Source organism: Streptomyces sp. NPDC102514 (assembly GCF_055584525.1).
The window spans coordinates 431,365-445,567 of record NZ_JBVJLW010000001.1; the positions used below are offsets into that span (position 1 = coordinate 431,365).

At 69.5% G+C, this 14,203-nt stretch carries 12 protein-coding genes and 1 pseudogene; 10 read left to right on the top strand and 3 right to left on the bottom strand.

Going from position 1 to position 14,203, the window contains the following annotated elements; genetic code table 11:
• Positions 1-13 precede the first annotated feature (13 nt).
• The 9 genes and pseudogenes from ACZ60E_RS01995 (at position 14) to ACZ60E_RS02035 (ending at position 10,212) form a co-directional block, all read left to right on the top strand.
• Positions 14-736: a response regulator transcription factor gene (locus ACZ60E_RS01995; protein WP_469437075.1), complete on the top strand. Its 723-nt coding sequence runs from the start codon at positions 14-16 to the stop codon at positions 734-736.
• Positions 733-2,169, top strand: a complete 1,437-nt coding sequence (locus ACZ60E_RS02000; protein ID WP_453790230.1) for a sensor histidine kinase — start codon at positions 733-735, stop codon at positions 2,167-2,169. Before ACZ60E_RS01995 ends, ACZ60E_RS02000 begins: the two co-directional genes overlap by 4 nt.
• 249 nt (positions 2,170-2,418) lie before the next feature.
• Entirely contained in the window at positions 2,419-3,546 is a 1,128-nt protein-coding gene (locus ACZ60E_RS02005) for an ABC transporter substrate-binding protein (protein ID WP_469437078.1), read from the top strand.
• Positions 3,543-5,288 carry an ABC transporter permease gene (locus ACZ60E_RS02010; protein WP_469437080.1) on the top strand — a complete coding sequence of 582 codons (1,746 nt, stop codon included), beginning with the start codon at positions 3,543-3,545 and terminating at the stop codon, positions 5,286-5,288. Before ACZ60E_RS02005 ends, ACZ60E_RS02010 begins: the two co-directional genes overlap by 4 nt.
• Positions 5,281-6,396 (top strand): ABC transporter ATP-binding protein, encoded by a 1,116-nt coding sequence (locus tag ACZ60E_RS02015; RefSeq protein ID WP_384796678.1) that lies wholly within the window; start codon positions 5,281-5,283, stop codon positions 6,394-6,396. The genes ACZ60E_RS02010 and ACZ60E_RS02015 overlap by 8 nt, the downstream gene beginning before the upstream one ends.
• On the top strand, positions 6,380-7,771 hold the full coding sequence (locus tag ACZ60E_RS02020; protein ID WP_469437082.1) for an acyclic terpene utilization AtuA family protein: 1,392 nt from the start codon (positions 6,380-6,382) through the stop codon (positions 7,769-7,771). Before ACZ60E_RS02015 ends, ACZ60E_RS02020 begins: the two co-directional genes overlap by 17 nt.
• Positions 7,764-8,069, top strand: a pseudogene (locus ACZ60E_RS02025) (DUF4387 domain-containing protein); the annotation flags it as partial. The gene ACZ60E_RS02020 and the pseudogene ACZ60E_RS02025, both read left to right, overlap by 8 nt.
• 27 nt (positions 8,070-8,096) lie before the next feature.
• The gene (locus tag ACZ60E_RS02030) at positions 8,097-8,888 is read left to right on the top strand and encodes a class II aldolase/adducin family protein (RefSeq protein WP_469438305.1); all 792 of its coding nucleotides are present in this window, start codon (positions 8,097-8,099) and stop codon (positions 8,886-8,888) included.
• A 280-nt stretch (positions 8,889-9,168) separates the two neighbouring features.
• The gene (locus ACZ60E_RS02035; RefSeq protein ID WP_469437083.1) at positions 9,169-10,212 is read left to right on the top strand and encodes an SGNH/GDSL hydrolase family protein; all 1,044 of its coding nucleotides are present in this window, start codon (positions 9,169-9,171) and stop codon (positions 10,210-10,212) included.
• A gap of 74 nt (positions 10,213-10,286) precedes the next feature.
• On the opposite strand, the gene ACZ60E_RS02040 is transcribed toward ACZ60E_RS02035, so the two are convergent.
• Both ACZ60E_RS02040 and ACZ60E_RS02045 read right to left on the bottom strand, forming a co-directional pair.
• The gene (locus ACZ60E_RS02040) at positions 10,287-11,231 is read right to left on the bottom strand and encodes an NAD(P)-dependent oxidoreductase (protein ID WP_469437085.1); all 945 of its coding nucleotides are present in this window, start codon (positions 11,229-11,231) and stop codon (positions 10,287-10,289) included.
• Positions 11,206-12,342 (bottom strand): tartrate dehydrogenase, encoded by a 1,137-nt coding sequence (locus ACZ60E_RS02045; protein WP_469437087.1) that lies wholly within the window; start codon positions 12,340-12,342, stop codon positions 11,206-11,208. The genes ACZ60E_RS02040 and ACZ60E_RS02045 overlap by 26 nt, the downstream gene beginning before the upstream one ends.
• A 125-nt stretch (positions 12,343-12,467) precedes the next feature.
• Here ACZ60E_RS02045 and ACZ60E_RS02050 point away from each other — a divergent pair, with 125 nt between their 5' ends.
• Positions 12,468-13,397: a LysR family transcriptional regulator gene (locus tag ACZ60E_RS02050; RefSeq protein ID WP_469437089.1), complete on the top strand. Its 930-nt coding sequence runs from the start codon at positions 12,468-12,470 to the stop codon at positions 13,395-13,397.
• Between the two features lie 95 nt (positions 13,398-13,492).
• Here ACZ60E_RS02050 and ACZ60E_RS02055 read toward each other — a convergent pair whose 3' ends face one another.
• Positions 13,493-14,158 (bottom strand): GAF and ANTAR domain-containing protein, encoded by a 666-nt coding sequence (locus ACZ60E_RS02055; RefSeq protein WP_469437091.1) that lies wholly within the window; start codon positions 14,156-14,158, stop codon positions 13,493-13,495.
• Between the last annotated feature and the right edge of the window lie 45 nt (positions 14,159-14,203).

A 14,203-nucleotide genomic window follows, 5' to 3' on the forward strand; every position in this document is an offset into this window, starting at 1 on the left:
ACAAGGAGCACGTATGAACGCCGTCGACGCGCCGGAGACCACCGACCGGGTGCTCGTCATCGACGACGACCCGGGGATCAGACGCCTGCTGATCTCGGCCCTCGGGTTCGCCGGATTCGAGGTGGACGTGGCGGGCGACCTGACCGAAGCGCTCGAACAGGTCGCCCGCAGGCCCCCCGACGTCATCGTTCTCGACGTCATGCTCCCCGGAGCCGACGGCTTCGAGATCCTCCAGCTGCTGCGTGACCGCGGTATCGAGGTGCCGGTCCTCTTCCTCACCGCACGCGACGCGATCGAGGACCGGGTACGGGGACTGCGGCTCGGCGGGGACGACTACGTCACCAAGCCCTTCAGCGTCGTCGAGGTCGGCGCCCGACTGCAGGCCCTGCTCCGGCGGGCCCGCAGCGGGGCGTCGGCCGCGCCCGAGGAGCCGGCCCTGTCCCTCGCGGACCTCGCGATGGACGACCCCCGCCACGAGGTCCGCCGCGCGGGGCGCCTTCTGGAACTCTCACCCACCGAGTACCGCCTGCTGCACTACCTCCTGAGCCACCAGGGCCAGGTACTGTCCCGCGCGCAGATCCTCGAAGCGGTCTGGCAGTACGACTTCGGCGGGGACACCGTCGTCGTCGAGCGCTTCGTCTCCAACCTCCGCCGCAAGATCGACCACGGCCACCCGCCCCTGCTGCACACCGTCCGGGGCGTCGGCTACACCCTCCGGGAGCAGGCCCGCACATGAGACTCCGCGACCGCCGCGTCTGGTCCTTCTCCAGTGTCCGTCTGCGTCTGCTGACCGGCCTGGCCGTACTGCTCGTGTCCGGGCTGACGGTCAGCGCCGTCATCACCGGCGTCCTCCTGGAGGACTACCTGGACAGGCGCTACGAGAGAACCCTCGAAACGTACGCCGACCGGATCACCGAAGTCGTCGGACGCGGCCCGCAGACCGCCGACGCCGACCAGCTCGGCACCCTCCTGGGGCCGCCGCTCGGCCTGGTCGCCGTGGACGCCGACAACAACGTGCTGCTGAGCACCGGTTCCGCGTCCTCGGCGGCCCGCCCGGTCGCCGAGCTGAGCACGACCGCCCCGGCCGGCACCATCGTCGACTACGACGGGCACGACAAGGAGCACGGCCTCGCGGCGATCCGTATCCCCAGCCCCGGACTCACCGTCGACCGCGGACCCGACGAAGCCGTCGTACGGCCGGCGGCGCTCGTCCTCACCATCGACTCCTCGGTGGGCGACGGAACCGTCGCCGTACTCGTCAAACGCCAACTCGTCCTGGTGGGAGCCGCGTTGCTGCTCCTGCTCGCCCTCGCCGTCATCGTCCTGCGGCTCGGTCTGCGGCCCCTGGCCCGGATGGCCCGTACCGCCGACGCCATCGCCGAGGGCCACCTCACGGAACGGCTGCCGGCCACCCGGAACGGCAGCGAGACCGACCGGCTCGCCGAGGCGGTCAACCGGGCCTTCGACGCCCAGGCCCGCGCGGAGGCGACCGTCCGCTCCCTGGCGGCCGACACCTCCCACGAACTGCGCACCCCGCTCTCCACCATCTCGGGCTGGCTCGACCTGCACCGCCAGGGCGGGGTCTCCGGACCGGGCCTGGAGACAGCGCTCGAACACATCGAGAACGAGGTGGGACGGATGCGCCTGCTCGTCGAGGACCTCGCCCTGCTCGCACGCCTGGACGCCGGCCGTCCCGTCGAGCGGCACGACGTCGACCTCACGGCGCTGGCCGCCAGCGTCGTCGAGGACGCCCAGATCATCTATCCCCGACGCGCCATCACCATGGCGACCGCACCGGAGGCACCCGTCGTCGGTGAGGCCAACCGCCTCCAGCAGGTGCTGCGCAACCTCGTCGGCAACGCCGTCCAGCACACGCCCGCCGGGACCGCCGTACGGGTCGAGATCACGCGGGACCGCAAGGACGTACAGCTGCGTGTCGTCGACGACGGTCCCGGTATCGCGGCCCAGGACCTGCCCCGCGTCTTCGAACGCTTCTGGCGCGCCGAGGCCAGCCGCAGCCGCGCCTACGGCGGCTCGGGCCTGGGCCTGGCCATCGTGGAGGCCATCGTCCACGCGCACCAGGGACAGGTACGGGTGCAGTCCGAGGTGGGAGTCGGCACCACCGTCACCATCCGGCTCCCGCACGCTCCCCGCGGCGCAACTGGTTGACAATCATGCTGTAGCAAATACCATCTCTTCCGTGGGGTGATTCAGCTCCGCGGGGCGATGGGCGGCCCCGCCCGGCCCATCGCCGTACGCACCGCCCCGGTTGGCGTGCTGACCCCCTCGGACACCGAGTCCCGCACCCGCAATCCACCTCCCGATTCATGCGTACCGGGCCACGTGTTCCGTGTGCCCCGTCCAGAAATCTCCCCGTCCATCTACGGCACTAGTGCTATAGCAAATAGTGGAGGATCAATGATGATCTCGCTCCCCAGGGCCAGGGCCTTCGCCCTGGCAGCCGCCTGCATGGTCGTTCTGGCCGCGTGCGGAGGCTCCACGGGTACGGACGGGTCGGCGAAGCCGACGTCCTCGGTCGACGTGGGCAAGGCGGCGCCCGTCACCCCGCTCGACGCGGCCACGGTGGCCAGGGCCGAGAAACAGGGATCGGTCCTCCTCTACACGAACGCGGACGCCGACCAGATGACACCGCTCACCAAGGCCTTCGAGGCGAAGTACGCCGGCATCAACGTGCGCGTCCTCAACATGAACGACCCGCAGACCTTCCAGCGCTACGCCACCGAATCCGCCACCGGTGTACGCACCGCGGACGTCGTGATGGCCACGGACGCGGTGGAGGTACTGAACTTCGTCAGCAAGGGCAATGTCCTCGACTACAAGGACCCCAACCTCAAGCACCTTCCCGCATACGCGCAACTCGCCCCGGGTGTGGTCTCCATGTCGGAGGACCCGCTCGTCGCCGTGTACAACACCGCGCTCATTCCCAAGGACAAACAGCCCAAGGACCTCGAATCCCTCGCCGCGCTGTCCAAGTCCCTCAAAGGGAAGATCGGGACCACCGACATCAGCAATCCCCATTCCTTCGGCGCGGTCAGCAACTACACCACCGCGCACGGAGACGCGGGGTGGAAGAACATCGAAGCCCTGGGCCCGAACACCGGCGTCGAGTCGGGCAACGGAAACCTGATGCAGAAACTGGCCCAAGGGCAGTACCAGGCCACCTATTTCGTGGCCGGATCGGTCCGGGCGCTGATCGAGGGGGAGGAGGCGTCGAAGATCCTCAACTACACGTATCTGACGGACGGAACGCCGCTGCTCCCCAGGGCCGTCGCCGTCACCAAGAAGGCGAAGTCACCCGACGCGGGAAAGCTCTTCGTGAACTTCCTGCTGTCGGTCGAAGGCCAGGAAGCCGCCTGCAAGGGCGGATTCACTCCGTATCGCGACGGAGTGGACTGCGCCTACGGTCTGCCGGCCGTGGAAAAGGTCGTCGGCGCCGACAACATGATGCTCGGCGGCTATCCCAAGGACATCGTCAAGAACAAGCCGGAGATCGTCGACCGCTGGAAGAAGGCGTACGGCCGATGAGCACTGCCCGACTCCGGCCGCCACCGGCCCGTATCCCCTCACCACCGCCGAAAGGATCCCGACGGCGCTGGATCTCGACCAACGCGAGCCACTACATTCTCTGGGCACTCGCCCTGCTGGTCATCGTCGGATCGGTCGTCCCGGTCGTGGCCGCCGCGGTGTGGTCGACCCCGCTCTACGCATCAGGCGGGCATCTGACGTGGAACAACTTCGACGCGCTGCTCACCGACCGCAATTGGTGGACCGCGGTCACCAACTCGATCCTGTTCGCCGCCCTCAACACCGCCGGATCCCTTCTCGTCGGCGTGACGTGCGCGCTGTTCCTCACCCGCACCGACATTCCCGGACGCCGTGCACTGACGACATTCCTGCTCGTTCCGATCGCGCTGCCCGGACTCGTCCTCATCATCGGCTGGGCGGCCATGTGGACCCCGGCGGGATTCGCGTCCTCCTGGCTCGAGGCGAACACGGTCCTGAGCATGCCGGTGAATCTCTACAGCATTCCCGGTATGGCCATGGTCGCGATGAGCGTGGCCTCGCCCACCGTGTTCCTGCTGTGCCGCGGCACGCTGCTGTCGATCGACCCGTCCCTGGAGGACGCCGCCCGTACGTCGGGCGCGAGCCCACTGCGCAGCCTGCTCTCCGTCAGCCTGCCGCTGATGCGTCCGGCGATCACGAACGCGGCGCTCCTGGTCTTCGCCCTCTCGATGGAAGTACTGGGGCTGCCCCTGATTCTGGGATTCTCCAGCAAGATCAGTCTGATCTCCACGTATCTCTACGACCACTGGGTCAACGACGCCCAGCAGGGCCTGGTGTCCGCCGGCGCGGTGTTCCTGCTCATCACGGTCTCCGGGCTCCTCGTGCTGCGGAACCGGCTCGTGGGTGATACCGCGCGCTTCACCACGACCACCGGAAAACCCACCGGAGTCCGGATTCTGAAGCTGGGCCGGGCTCGGTGGGCGGTCGCGGGAGGTCTCGCCTTCTTCGTGCTGGTGTTTGTTCTGGTTCCCCTGGCCGGAGTCGTGATGGCGGCATTCACCTCCATTCTCTCGCCCTTCATCTCCCCGTGGAGCGTGCTGACCCTCAGCAACTTCTCCGCCGTGTTCGAGAATCCGCTCTACACCGACTCGATCGTCAACAGCCTTCTCATCGCGGCGGTCGGCGGGGCGCTGACGACTCTTGCCATCGCCGTTCTCTCGGTGATCGCACACCGTTCCCGATTCCGCTTCCGCGGCTCCCTGCAACAGGGCATGCTCTGGCCGCGCATGATGCCGGCGCTCGTCACCGGTATGGCGTTCTTCTGGAGCTTCGCCCTCCTCGACAGATCCGGAGCAATACGCGCCAGCCTGTGGGGAATCGGCATCGCGTTCGCCGTCAGAAGTCTCGCCCTCGGCTACAGCGCCTTCTATCCGGCGCTCGCCGGAATCGGCGCCGATCTCGACAATGCCGCCCGCACCTCGGGTGCCACCTGGTGGACGGCGATGCGCACCGTCGTCCTCCGCCTCGTCGCACCCGCCATGGGCGCCTCATTCGTGCTGCTTTTCGTGGCCATGCTCAACGACGCCGAACCGGCGGTCTTCCTCGTCACCGACGAGACCCCCGTACTCGGCCTCACCATGCTGCAACTCGCGGCAACAAGCATCGGCGGGACCGTCGCCGCGTTGGGAGTAATCCAGATGGTCATCACCTTGGTCGTTCTGGGCGCGGGTCGCGCCCTGCTGGGGGTGCGTCCGCGTGCCTAGTCTCCAGCTGAACAAAATCACCAAGCAATTCGCGCGGCACACCGCTCTGCACGAGGTGTCACTCACCGTCCGGGACGGCGAGATATTCACCCTGCTGGGGCCCAGCGGCTGTGGAAAGTCCACCACCCTGTGGTCGATCGCCGGACTGCACCGGCCCGACTCGGGCAGTATCGCGTTCGGCGACCGTGTCGTCTTCGACCACGGACGCGTCAATGTCGAACCGGAGCACCGCAATTGCGGTGTCGTGTTCCAGTCCTACGCCATCTGGCCGCACCTGTCGGTCGCGCAGAACGTGGGTTATCCCCTCAAGCTCCGCAAGACCCCCAGGGCGGAACGCGACCGCCGGGTGCGGGAAGTCCTCGAACTCGTCGAACTGGGCCGCCACGCAAGCCGCTACCCCCACGAGCTGTCCGGCGGCCAGCAGCAACGGGTCGCACTGGCCCGCGCCCTCGCCCACCCACCCGACCTGCTGCTCCTCGACGAACCCTTCTCCAACCTGGACGCCAAACTCCGCGACCGCTCCAGGCAGTGGCTCAAGACCCTCCAGTCACAGGTCGGAGTCACCACCGTCTTCGTGACCCACGACCAGGACGAGGCGCTGTCCGTCAGCGACCGCGTCGCCGTCATGGACCAGGGGAAGGTACGCCAGGTCGGTACCCCCACCGAGATCTACGAGCACCCGGCGGACCTGTTCGTCGCCGACTTCGTCGGAACCGCCAACCTCCTCGCCGCCACCGTCGTCGAGGCGGACGGCACCCATGCGGTGATCCGCGTCGACGGCGTCGGCGAACCGCTGAGGGTGCCGCATCCGGACAGGCGCCTGGGACCGGTACGGATCTGCATCCGCCCCGAGAACATCGAGATCCGCCGCGGCGGCGCCGATGTGGGCCAACCCCTCGACACGCTGACGGCCAAGGTCGACAACCAGGCCTACCTCGGCGACCACTACCGGTACACCATCCGCATCGGCGGCACCCCGGTGATCGTGACCACCACGCGCCCGGCGACCACCGGTGAACTCACCGTCAGCCTTCCGCCGGAAGACATCCGCATCTTCCACGAGGAAGCCGACTCCAACGAGGAGAACCACCATGCCCCCGTCCACTGACTCCGCCGCGCAGGTCGGAATCCTGACGCCGTCCGGCATGCTCGGTGCCGGCTTCACCCCGGAGAGCATCGAGCGAGGCCTGACCCTCCAGCCGGACGTCATCGCGGTCGACGGCGGATCCACCGACTCCGGACCCCACTACCTCGGCGCCGGTGTCGCGAAGACCACCGCCGCCGCGGTGGGCCGCGATCTGCGCATCCTCCTCAAGGCCGCCGCCACCGCGGACATCCCCCTCATCGTGGGTTCCTGCGGCACCAGCGGCACCGATTCCGGTGTCGACTGGGTGGCGGGGATCGCCGAGCAGATCATGGCCGAGGAAGGCCTCGATCTGAAGATCGCCCGGATCTACAGCGAGCAGGAAGCCACGTTCCTCAAGGACGAACTCGACGCGGGACGGATCCACCCCCTCGCCCCGCACGGCCCCCTGGAGCCGGAGACCCTCGAAAGCTGCACGCACATCGTCGGCATGATGGGCCACGAACCCTTCGTCGACGCCATCCGCGCGGGCGCCCAGGTCGTCCTGGCGGGACGGGCCACCGACACCGCCCTCGCCGCCGCCGTCCCGCTGATGCTCGGCATGCCGGCCGGACCCACCTGGCACGCCTCGAAGATCGTCGAATGCGGCGGACAGTGCACCACGGACCCGCGCGCCGGAGGCGTCTTCGCCACCATCGACCAGCACGGTTTCGTCATCGAGCCCCTCGACCCGGCCAACGCCTGCACGCCGATCTCGGTCGCCGCACACATGCTGTACGAGACGGCCAACCCGTACCGGATGCGGGAACCGGCGGGCACGCTGGACGTCTCCGACGCCACCTACACGGCACTGGACGAGCGCCGGGTACGCGTCGAGGGATCACGCTTCGAGCCCGCCGAGCAGCACACCATCAAACTCGAAGGAGCCAGGGTCACCGGCTACGAGACCGTCTCGTTCACCGGCATCCGCGACCCGTACATCGTCGCCCACATCGACCGCTGGGCGGCACTCCTGCGTGTCATCCTCACCGAGCGCGTCAGCCAGACGCTCGGACTGACCGACGACGACTACGGCCTGGACATCCGCCTCTACGGCCACAACGCCATCCTCGAAGACATCGACCCCGACTCCGGGCCACCCCGCGAGGTCGGCGTCATGCTCCTCGTCAGCGCACCCTCGCAGGCCACCGCGACGGCGATAGCCAAGGTCGCCAACCCCCTCATGCTGCACCTCCCGCTGCCGGAGATGGAGTACCTGCCCAGCTTCGCCTTCGCCACCTCACCTGCGGAGACCCAGCGCGGGGCGGCCTACGAGTTCGTCCTGAACCACGTCGTCGACGTCGACTCGCCCACCGGCATGTTCCGTACCCAGCACTCCCGCGAGGTCTCCCATGTCTGAGCACGCCACCCGTTCGCCCGTGCTGGGTGACTACGCGACCGAGATCCGCTCCAAGAACGCCGGACCGTTCTGGGTCACCATGGAAACCTTCATGAAGGACAGTGCCGGTTACGCCGTCGCGGCCGACGAGTCCTTCCTCAACGAGGCGGTCGTCGCCGACCTCTACCGGGTGGACGCCGAGCAGGTCCAGATCTTCCGCATCCCGGCACTGAACGTCGTGAAGATCTCCTTCCCGCGCCCCGTCACCCAGGCCGGTCTCCGCGACCGGGACATCCACGCCGGCCAACACCACGTCCCGCTGGCCGCCTTGAGGGTGCCCGACAGGCTGACCCGGGAGGATCTGACCCCGATCCCGGAGGAGAAACTGACCTTCCGGCTCCCCATCGTGTTCACCGACCCGGCCGCCGAGCGACGGCATCGCAAGGAACGCCTCGCGGGCGCCCTGCGCATCTTCGGCCGGTTCGGGTTCGAGGAAGGGGTCGCCGGACACATCACCGCACGCGACCCGGAGTTCCCCGACCACTTCTGGGTCAACCCCTTCGGCGTGTCCTTCAAGCACGTGAAGGTCAGCGACCTGCTGCTCGTCAACCACCAGGGCGAGGTGGTGCAGGGGCGTCACCGGGTGAACCGGGCCGCCTTCGCCATCCACGCGGCCGTCCACGCGGCACGGCCCGACGCGGTCGGCGCCGCCCACAGTCATTCGGTGTACGGCAAGGCGCTGTCGGCGACAGGCCAGCGGCTCGAACCGCTCACCCAGGACGCCTGCGCCTTCTACGAGGACCACGGCTGCTACGAGGACTACTCGGGCGTGGCCGACGACCCCGCGGAGGGCAGGCGTATCGCCGAGGCGCTGGGCGGGCACAAGGCGGTCATCCTGCGCAACCACGGCCTGCTCACCGCGGCGGGCTCGGTCGACGCCGCCGCGTACTGGTTCATCACCATGGAACGCTCGGCGCAGGCCCAACTCGCCGCCAAGGCAGCGGGACCCACGATCCAGATCCCCCACGAGGAGGCCAAGCACACCTACGGGCAGGTGGGCTTCGACCTGGCGGGCTGGTTCCAGTTCCAGCCCCTCTTCGACCAGATAACCCGCACGGACCCGGACCTCTTCGACTAGAACGCGTCCGCCCGAGGCGGCGGCCGGGGTCTGCCGACGGACACGAGAGCATCCGTCGCGGCAGACCCCGGCCGCCGCCCGCTGTCGCACGTGGTTGTCGCACGTGGCTGTCGGGGGTGCGCGGTGGTGGCACGACGATCTGATCAATTAGCTCGATCGGGGGGTGGGGGACCCCATTCGCCGAAAGAGGCACGACGGCGGCGTGGATGCTCTTGGACGTGGTGCTCTGCGCCCTGGTGCACGTCCGGCCAGGGCGTCTCTTGCAGATCCTGGAGGATCTATGCGACACCGTGTCTCCCGCCCGCGCAAGCGAGCGCTGGCCGTCGGACTCGCGCTGATCGTGGCCGTGCTCGCGCCCTCGGGCTCAGCCGGCGCGGCCGACCGGTACGAGTGGGCCGCGCTGGGTGACTCGTACACCGCCGGAGGGTTCGTCGGAGACCCCCAGCCCGCACTGGGTGACGCGTCGCGGGACGGCTGCGACCGTACCTCCGACGCCTACCCCGGCGTCGTCGAGCGGGAGCTGGACGAGTTCCCGCCGGGCAAGCCCGTCCACCTGACCAACGTCAGCTGCGGCAACGCCACCATCGCCGACATCGCCGCCGCCCGTCAGACGCCGATCAGCCCGGTCCAGCCACCCGCCGACGGCTGGCCCGCGGTGGATCCGCAGATCGAGCGCGCCGGACTCAATGACCAGACCGACGTCGTCACCGTCGGAGTCGGCGGCAACAGCCTGCCCTTCGGCGGCATGCTCCTCACCTGCCTGACAAAGGGGGCGACGGGCGCGTCCTGCCGCGACCACTACACGAATCCCCCCGAGGGGGAGGAGAGCATCCAGGACAAGCTCGCCCGGGTCCAGGACGAGTACGTCCAGATGCTGGCCGAGGTGCACCAGGCCGCGCCCAACGCCAAGGTGATCACGGTCGGCTACCCGGCCGTCCTGCCGGAAGAGGGCAGTGCCTGCAACCGCCTCTCCCTCAGCGAGCTGGGCTCGGTCACCCACGCCGACGTCGACTGGCTCCGTGACGACGTCCTCAAGCCGCTGAACAACACGATCAGGCAGGTCTCGGAGTTCTTCGGCGACCGTTACGTCGACGTGTACTCCTCCAGCGTGGGCCACGACGCCTGTCAGCCCGCCGACACCAAGTGGGTCGAGGGAATCTGCGGGGCCGCCGAGGACTACTGGCCCGGCAACCTCCCCGGCACCCTGCTGGACTGCCGTCTCATCGGCAAGCGCATCACCCTGGTCCACCCGAACGCCGCCGGGCACGCCAACGCAGCCGCACACGTCGAACGCGCCATCCGTATCGCCCTCCTCGAACGCTGACCGACCGCCGCGACCGGCCGCTGGAACCGCCCGCCGGTTCCCCGGCGCCCTGTCAGTAGTCCCGGCCGCCGCCGTCAGTTGACGGTGAACCGGGCCCGACCTTCGAGCGCCGCCACGAGTTCGGCGGCGCCCGCCAGGCCCGCCGCGCGGCGGGCCTGCGCGGTCTGGCCTGCGAGGTGGGAGTAGACGGTGATGCCGTCGACGCCTCGCAACGGGCTGTCCGCCGGGAGGGGTTCCCGCGTCACCACGTCGAGTGCCGCACCCGCGATGCCGCCCGTCCGGACCGCGTCGGCGAGCGCCCGCTCGTCGACGACGGCCCCGCGGGCGGTGTTGATCAGCACGGCCGTCTCCTTCATCCGCGCGAACGCGGCAGCGTCGAACATGCCCCGGGTGCCGTCGGTCAGCGCGGTGTGGATCGACACGTAGTCGGAGACGGCCAGCAGTTCGGCGAAGGGCACGAACCGCACCGCGAGGTCACCGCGCAGGCCCTCGGGGACACCGGTGCTGCACACCACGTCCATCCCGAACGCCCTGGCCAGAGGTACGACGGCCCGAGCGGCGGCGCCGAAGCCGACGAGGCCGAGTGTCGCCCCGCGCAGCTCGTGACCGTCCTCGCGCGGCCACCCTCCGGCCAGCACGCCCGTCGCACTGTGGACCAGCCGTCGCGCGGAGGCGAGCAGCAGGCCCAACGTGTACTCGGCGACGGCGTTCGCGTTGATCCCGGGCAGGTTGCTCACGCCGACACCGAGGCGGCGCGCGGCCTCGATGTCGATGGAGTCGTACCCGACACCCGTACGCACCACCACCCGCAGTCGCGGAGCACGGGCCAGTACCCCGGCGGTCAGGGGCTCGTTCGCGACGAGTGCCGCGTCGATCCCGTCGAGCGCGGACACGAGGTCCTCCGGATCGCGTCGTCCGACCATCGGAACGTGGCGCGTCTCAAGACCGGCCGCCCGGAGGTAGTCGTCCACCTCGTCGCCGGGACGCAGATAGTCAGTGGTGATCAGGACGCGTGGCACGCTCCGCCGCCTCCTCGGCCTTCGCGCGGCCGGCTCCGTGGCCGATCCGGTGTGCGACGGCCGAGCCGAGCGCCGTCGTCGTCCCGTTGCCGCCGAGGTCCGGCGTGAGGACGTCCGGCTGACCCTCCAGGACCGACTCGATGGCGGCGACCATGTCCGCCGCGGCAGCGGCCTCGCCCAGGTGCTCCAGCATCATCGCGCCGCTCCAGATCTGCCCGACCGGGTTGGCGATGCCGCGCCCCGCGATATCGGGGGCCGACCCGTGGACGGGCTCGAAGAGGCTCGGACGGGTCCGCTCCGGGTTGATGTTCGCACTCGGCGCTATCCCGATCGTGCCGGTACAGGCCGGGCCCAGGTCGGAGAGGATGTCACCGAACAGGTTGCTCGCGACGACGACGTCGTACTGCTCGGGCCGCAGCACGAACTTGGCCGCCAGGATGTCGATGTGGTCCTTGTCGGCGGACACCCGCGGATAGCGCAGCGCCATCTCGCTCGCCCGCTCGTCCCAGTAGGGCATGGATATGGAGATCCCGTTGCTCTTGGTCGCCCAGGTCAGCTGCCTGCGCGGCCGGGAATCGGCGAGTTCGAAGGCGTACCGCAGCACCCGGTCGACGCCGACGCGGGTCATCACGGTCTCCTGCAGTACGGTCTCGCGCTCGGTGCCCTCGAAGATCCGCCCGCCGATGCTGGAGTACTCGCCCTCGGTGTTCTCGCGCACCACGTAGAAGTCGATGTCTCCCGGACCGTGGTCGCGCAGCGGACTGCGCACGCCCCGCAGCAGCCGGACCGGCCGCAGATTGACGTACTGGTCGAATCCGCGGCGCAGCTGCAGCAGGCTTCCCCACAGCGACACATGGTCGGGGACGACCTCGGGCCAGCCGACCGCACCGAAGAAGATCGCGTCGAAGCCGCCCAGCACGCTGTGCCAGTCCTTCGGCATCATCTCCCCGTGGCGCGTCCAGTAGTCCGCGCTGGCGAAGTCGAACTCCTCCACGTCGAGGACGAAGCCGTACGCGTCGGCCGCGGCGCGCAGGCACCGCAGCCCCTCGGGAACGACTTCCCGGCCTATGCCGTCCCCGGGCACGGCGGCGATGCGGTAACGCTGTGGCACGACTGCTGCTCCTTGCTCGATGCGTGTGCGGCTCTTCACTGTGGGCTCCGGCGCTGTCCGCCACAACGGGCCACGGGGCAACCTAGACTTGCCTCAGCGGAAAACCCGGCCGGACAGGAGACGGTATGGACCCGGGCGGCAGCCCCACGAAGATGTCCGTCGACGACCTGAAGTTCTTCCAGGTCGTGGCAGCCAGCGAGACGCTCACGGCGGCCTCGCGCCGGCTCGGCTGGTCCCTCCCGGTGGTCAGCAAGCGGCTCAGCGCACTGGAGAGCCGTCTCGACGTGCGTCTCGTCCAGCGCGGCACCCGCCGCCTGGTCCTGACCTCGGAGGGCGCCCTGTACGCGAGCGGGCTCGACTCGATCCTCGACCGGCTCCGCGAGCTGGAGGACCTGGTGACCGAACGGTCCGGGGAACTGCGCGGCGCCCTGGTAGTCCAGGCGACCCTGGGCCTCGGCCGAGCCCATGTCGCCCCGCTGCTCGCGGAGTTCGCGGCGGCGCACCCCCAGCTCCAGGTGCAGCTGAACACGTCGGCGTTGCCCCTGCGCCCGCATCGGCGGACCTTCGACGTGGCCGTTCACGTGGGAAGTCCGCCGGACTCCTCACTGCGGATGCGCCGGCTGGCGGAGAACCGCCGGGTGCCGTGCGCGTCGCCCGCGTACCTGGCACGGCATGGCGCGCCCACCTGTGTGGAGGATCTGGCGCGGCACGACTGCATCGTGCTGCGCGAGAATGAGGGGGACTACGCGCTCTGGCGGTTCGGCGACGTCGGCGATCCGCGCCATGTGCGGGTGCGGGGTCCGCTGCAGAGCAACGACGGGGACATCGTGACCGGTTGGGCGCTGGAGGGCCGAGGAGTGATCATGCGCTCCGAGTGGCAGGTCCGGCCCCACATCGAGCGCGGCGACCTGGTCCGCGTACTGCCGAACATCCCGACGCCCGCGGCCGACATCTATGCCCTGCTCGAAGACGACGGACATGTTCCCCGGCGGGTGACCGAACTGATCGAGCACCTGGCGGCCCGGTTGCCGGGACGATTGGCACGGTCGGCCTGACACGACTGTTTCTGACAGGGAAAGGCTGGGTTGCCCCGTACGGCATACATCTCGGCCGTGCCAAGGCTGTCAGCCGTATGCATGCTTAACCGCACCTATCCGTGCCGGGCCAGGACGTCCTCCGTCAGGTCGGGGAGGGGGCGCCCTGTCCCCAGGGCCGTGGAGCGCAGCCGTGCCAGCGCTTCGGCCGGTGTGATGCCCAGCCGCTCGGCCATCACGCCGGTCGCCACATGGGTGCGCTGCCAGTGGACGTCCAGTGCAGGGGTGATCCTCGCGGTGAGCAGGATGAGCGCCGCCGCCCGTACGGCCAGCCTGGCGGCCTCTTCCGCCTCGTCGCCCAGCGGACCCGCCTCGTAGCGCAGCATGTCCGCCGTCCCCAGATGCGCATGGCCCTCCACCAGCGGAAACGCATAGATGGCGCCCACCGTGGACAAGCGCTCCCGGGCCAGCGGGCCGAACAGGGGCCACGGGGTCACAGAACCTTGGAGGTCCTCGACCATGAGCGGCCGGCCGATCGCCGCGGCCGACACACACGGTCCTTCGCCCACCTCGAACTGCAGCTCCTCCAGGCGCTGGGCCGCCGCGTTCGTGGCGTGCAGCATTCGCCGGTGCGGGGTCTCCGTCCACAGCGCCAGGGTGACGGCGTCCACCGGCAGCGCCTCGCACAGTGCCTCGGCCACCCGCTGGGACATCCCGCGCTCGTGGTCGGGCCCGGTGGCCGCCCGGACCACCGCTTCAGCGGGCCACGGGTCGGCAACCATGTCGGCCTCACTCTCCACGCGTTTCCCCGGAGCCCCCGCCGGAAC

What these genes read in the sequence shown, in the direction of transcription:
- ACZ60E_RS02005 (WP_469437078.1), top strand. Translation starts at nt 2,419, where the DNA reads ATGATGATCTCGCTCCCCAGGGCCAGGGCCTTCGCCCTGGCAGCCGCC.
- ACZ60E_RS02010 (WP_469437080.1), top strand. Translation starts at nt 3,543, where the DNA reads ATGAGCACTGCCCGACTCCGGCCGCCACCGGCCCGTATCCCCTCACCA.
- ACZ60E_RS02020 (WP_469437082.1), top strand. Translation starts at nt 6,380, where the DNA reads ATGCCCCCGTCCACTGACTCCGCCGCGCAGGTCGGAATCCTGACGCCG.
- ACZ60E_RS02000 (WP_453790230.1), top strand. Translation starts at nt 733, where the DNA reads ATGAGACTCCGCGACCGCCGCGTCTGGTCCTTCTCCAGTGTCCGTCTG.
- ACZ60E_RS01995 (WP_469437075.1), top strand. Translation starts at nt 14, where the DNA reads ATGAACGCCGTCGACGCGCCGGAGACCACCGACCGGGTGCTCGTCATC.
- ACZ60E_RS02055 (WP_469437091.1), bottom strand. Translation starts at nt 14,158, where the DNA reads ATGGTTGCCGACCCGTGGCCCGCTGAAGCGGTGGTCCGGGCGGCCACC.
- ACZ60E_RS02050 (WP_469437089.1), top strand. Translation starts at nt 12,468, where the DNA reads ATGGACCCGGGCGGCAGCCCCACGAAGATGTCCGTCGACGACCTGAAG.
- ACZ60E_RS02035 (WP_469437083.1), top strand. Translation starts at nt 9,169, where the DNA reads ATGCGACACCGTGTCTCCCGCCCGCGCAAGCGAGCGCTGGCCGTCGGA.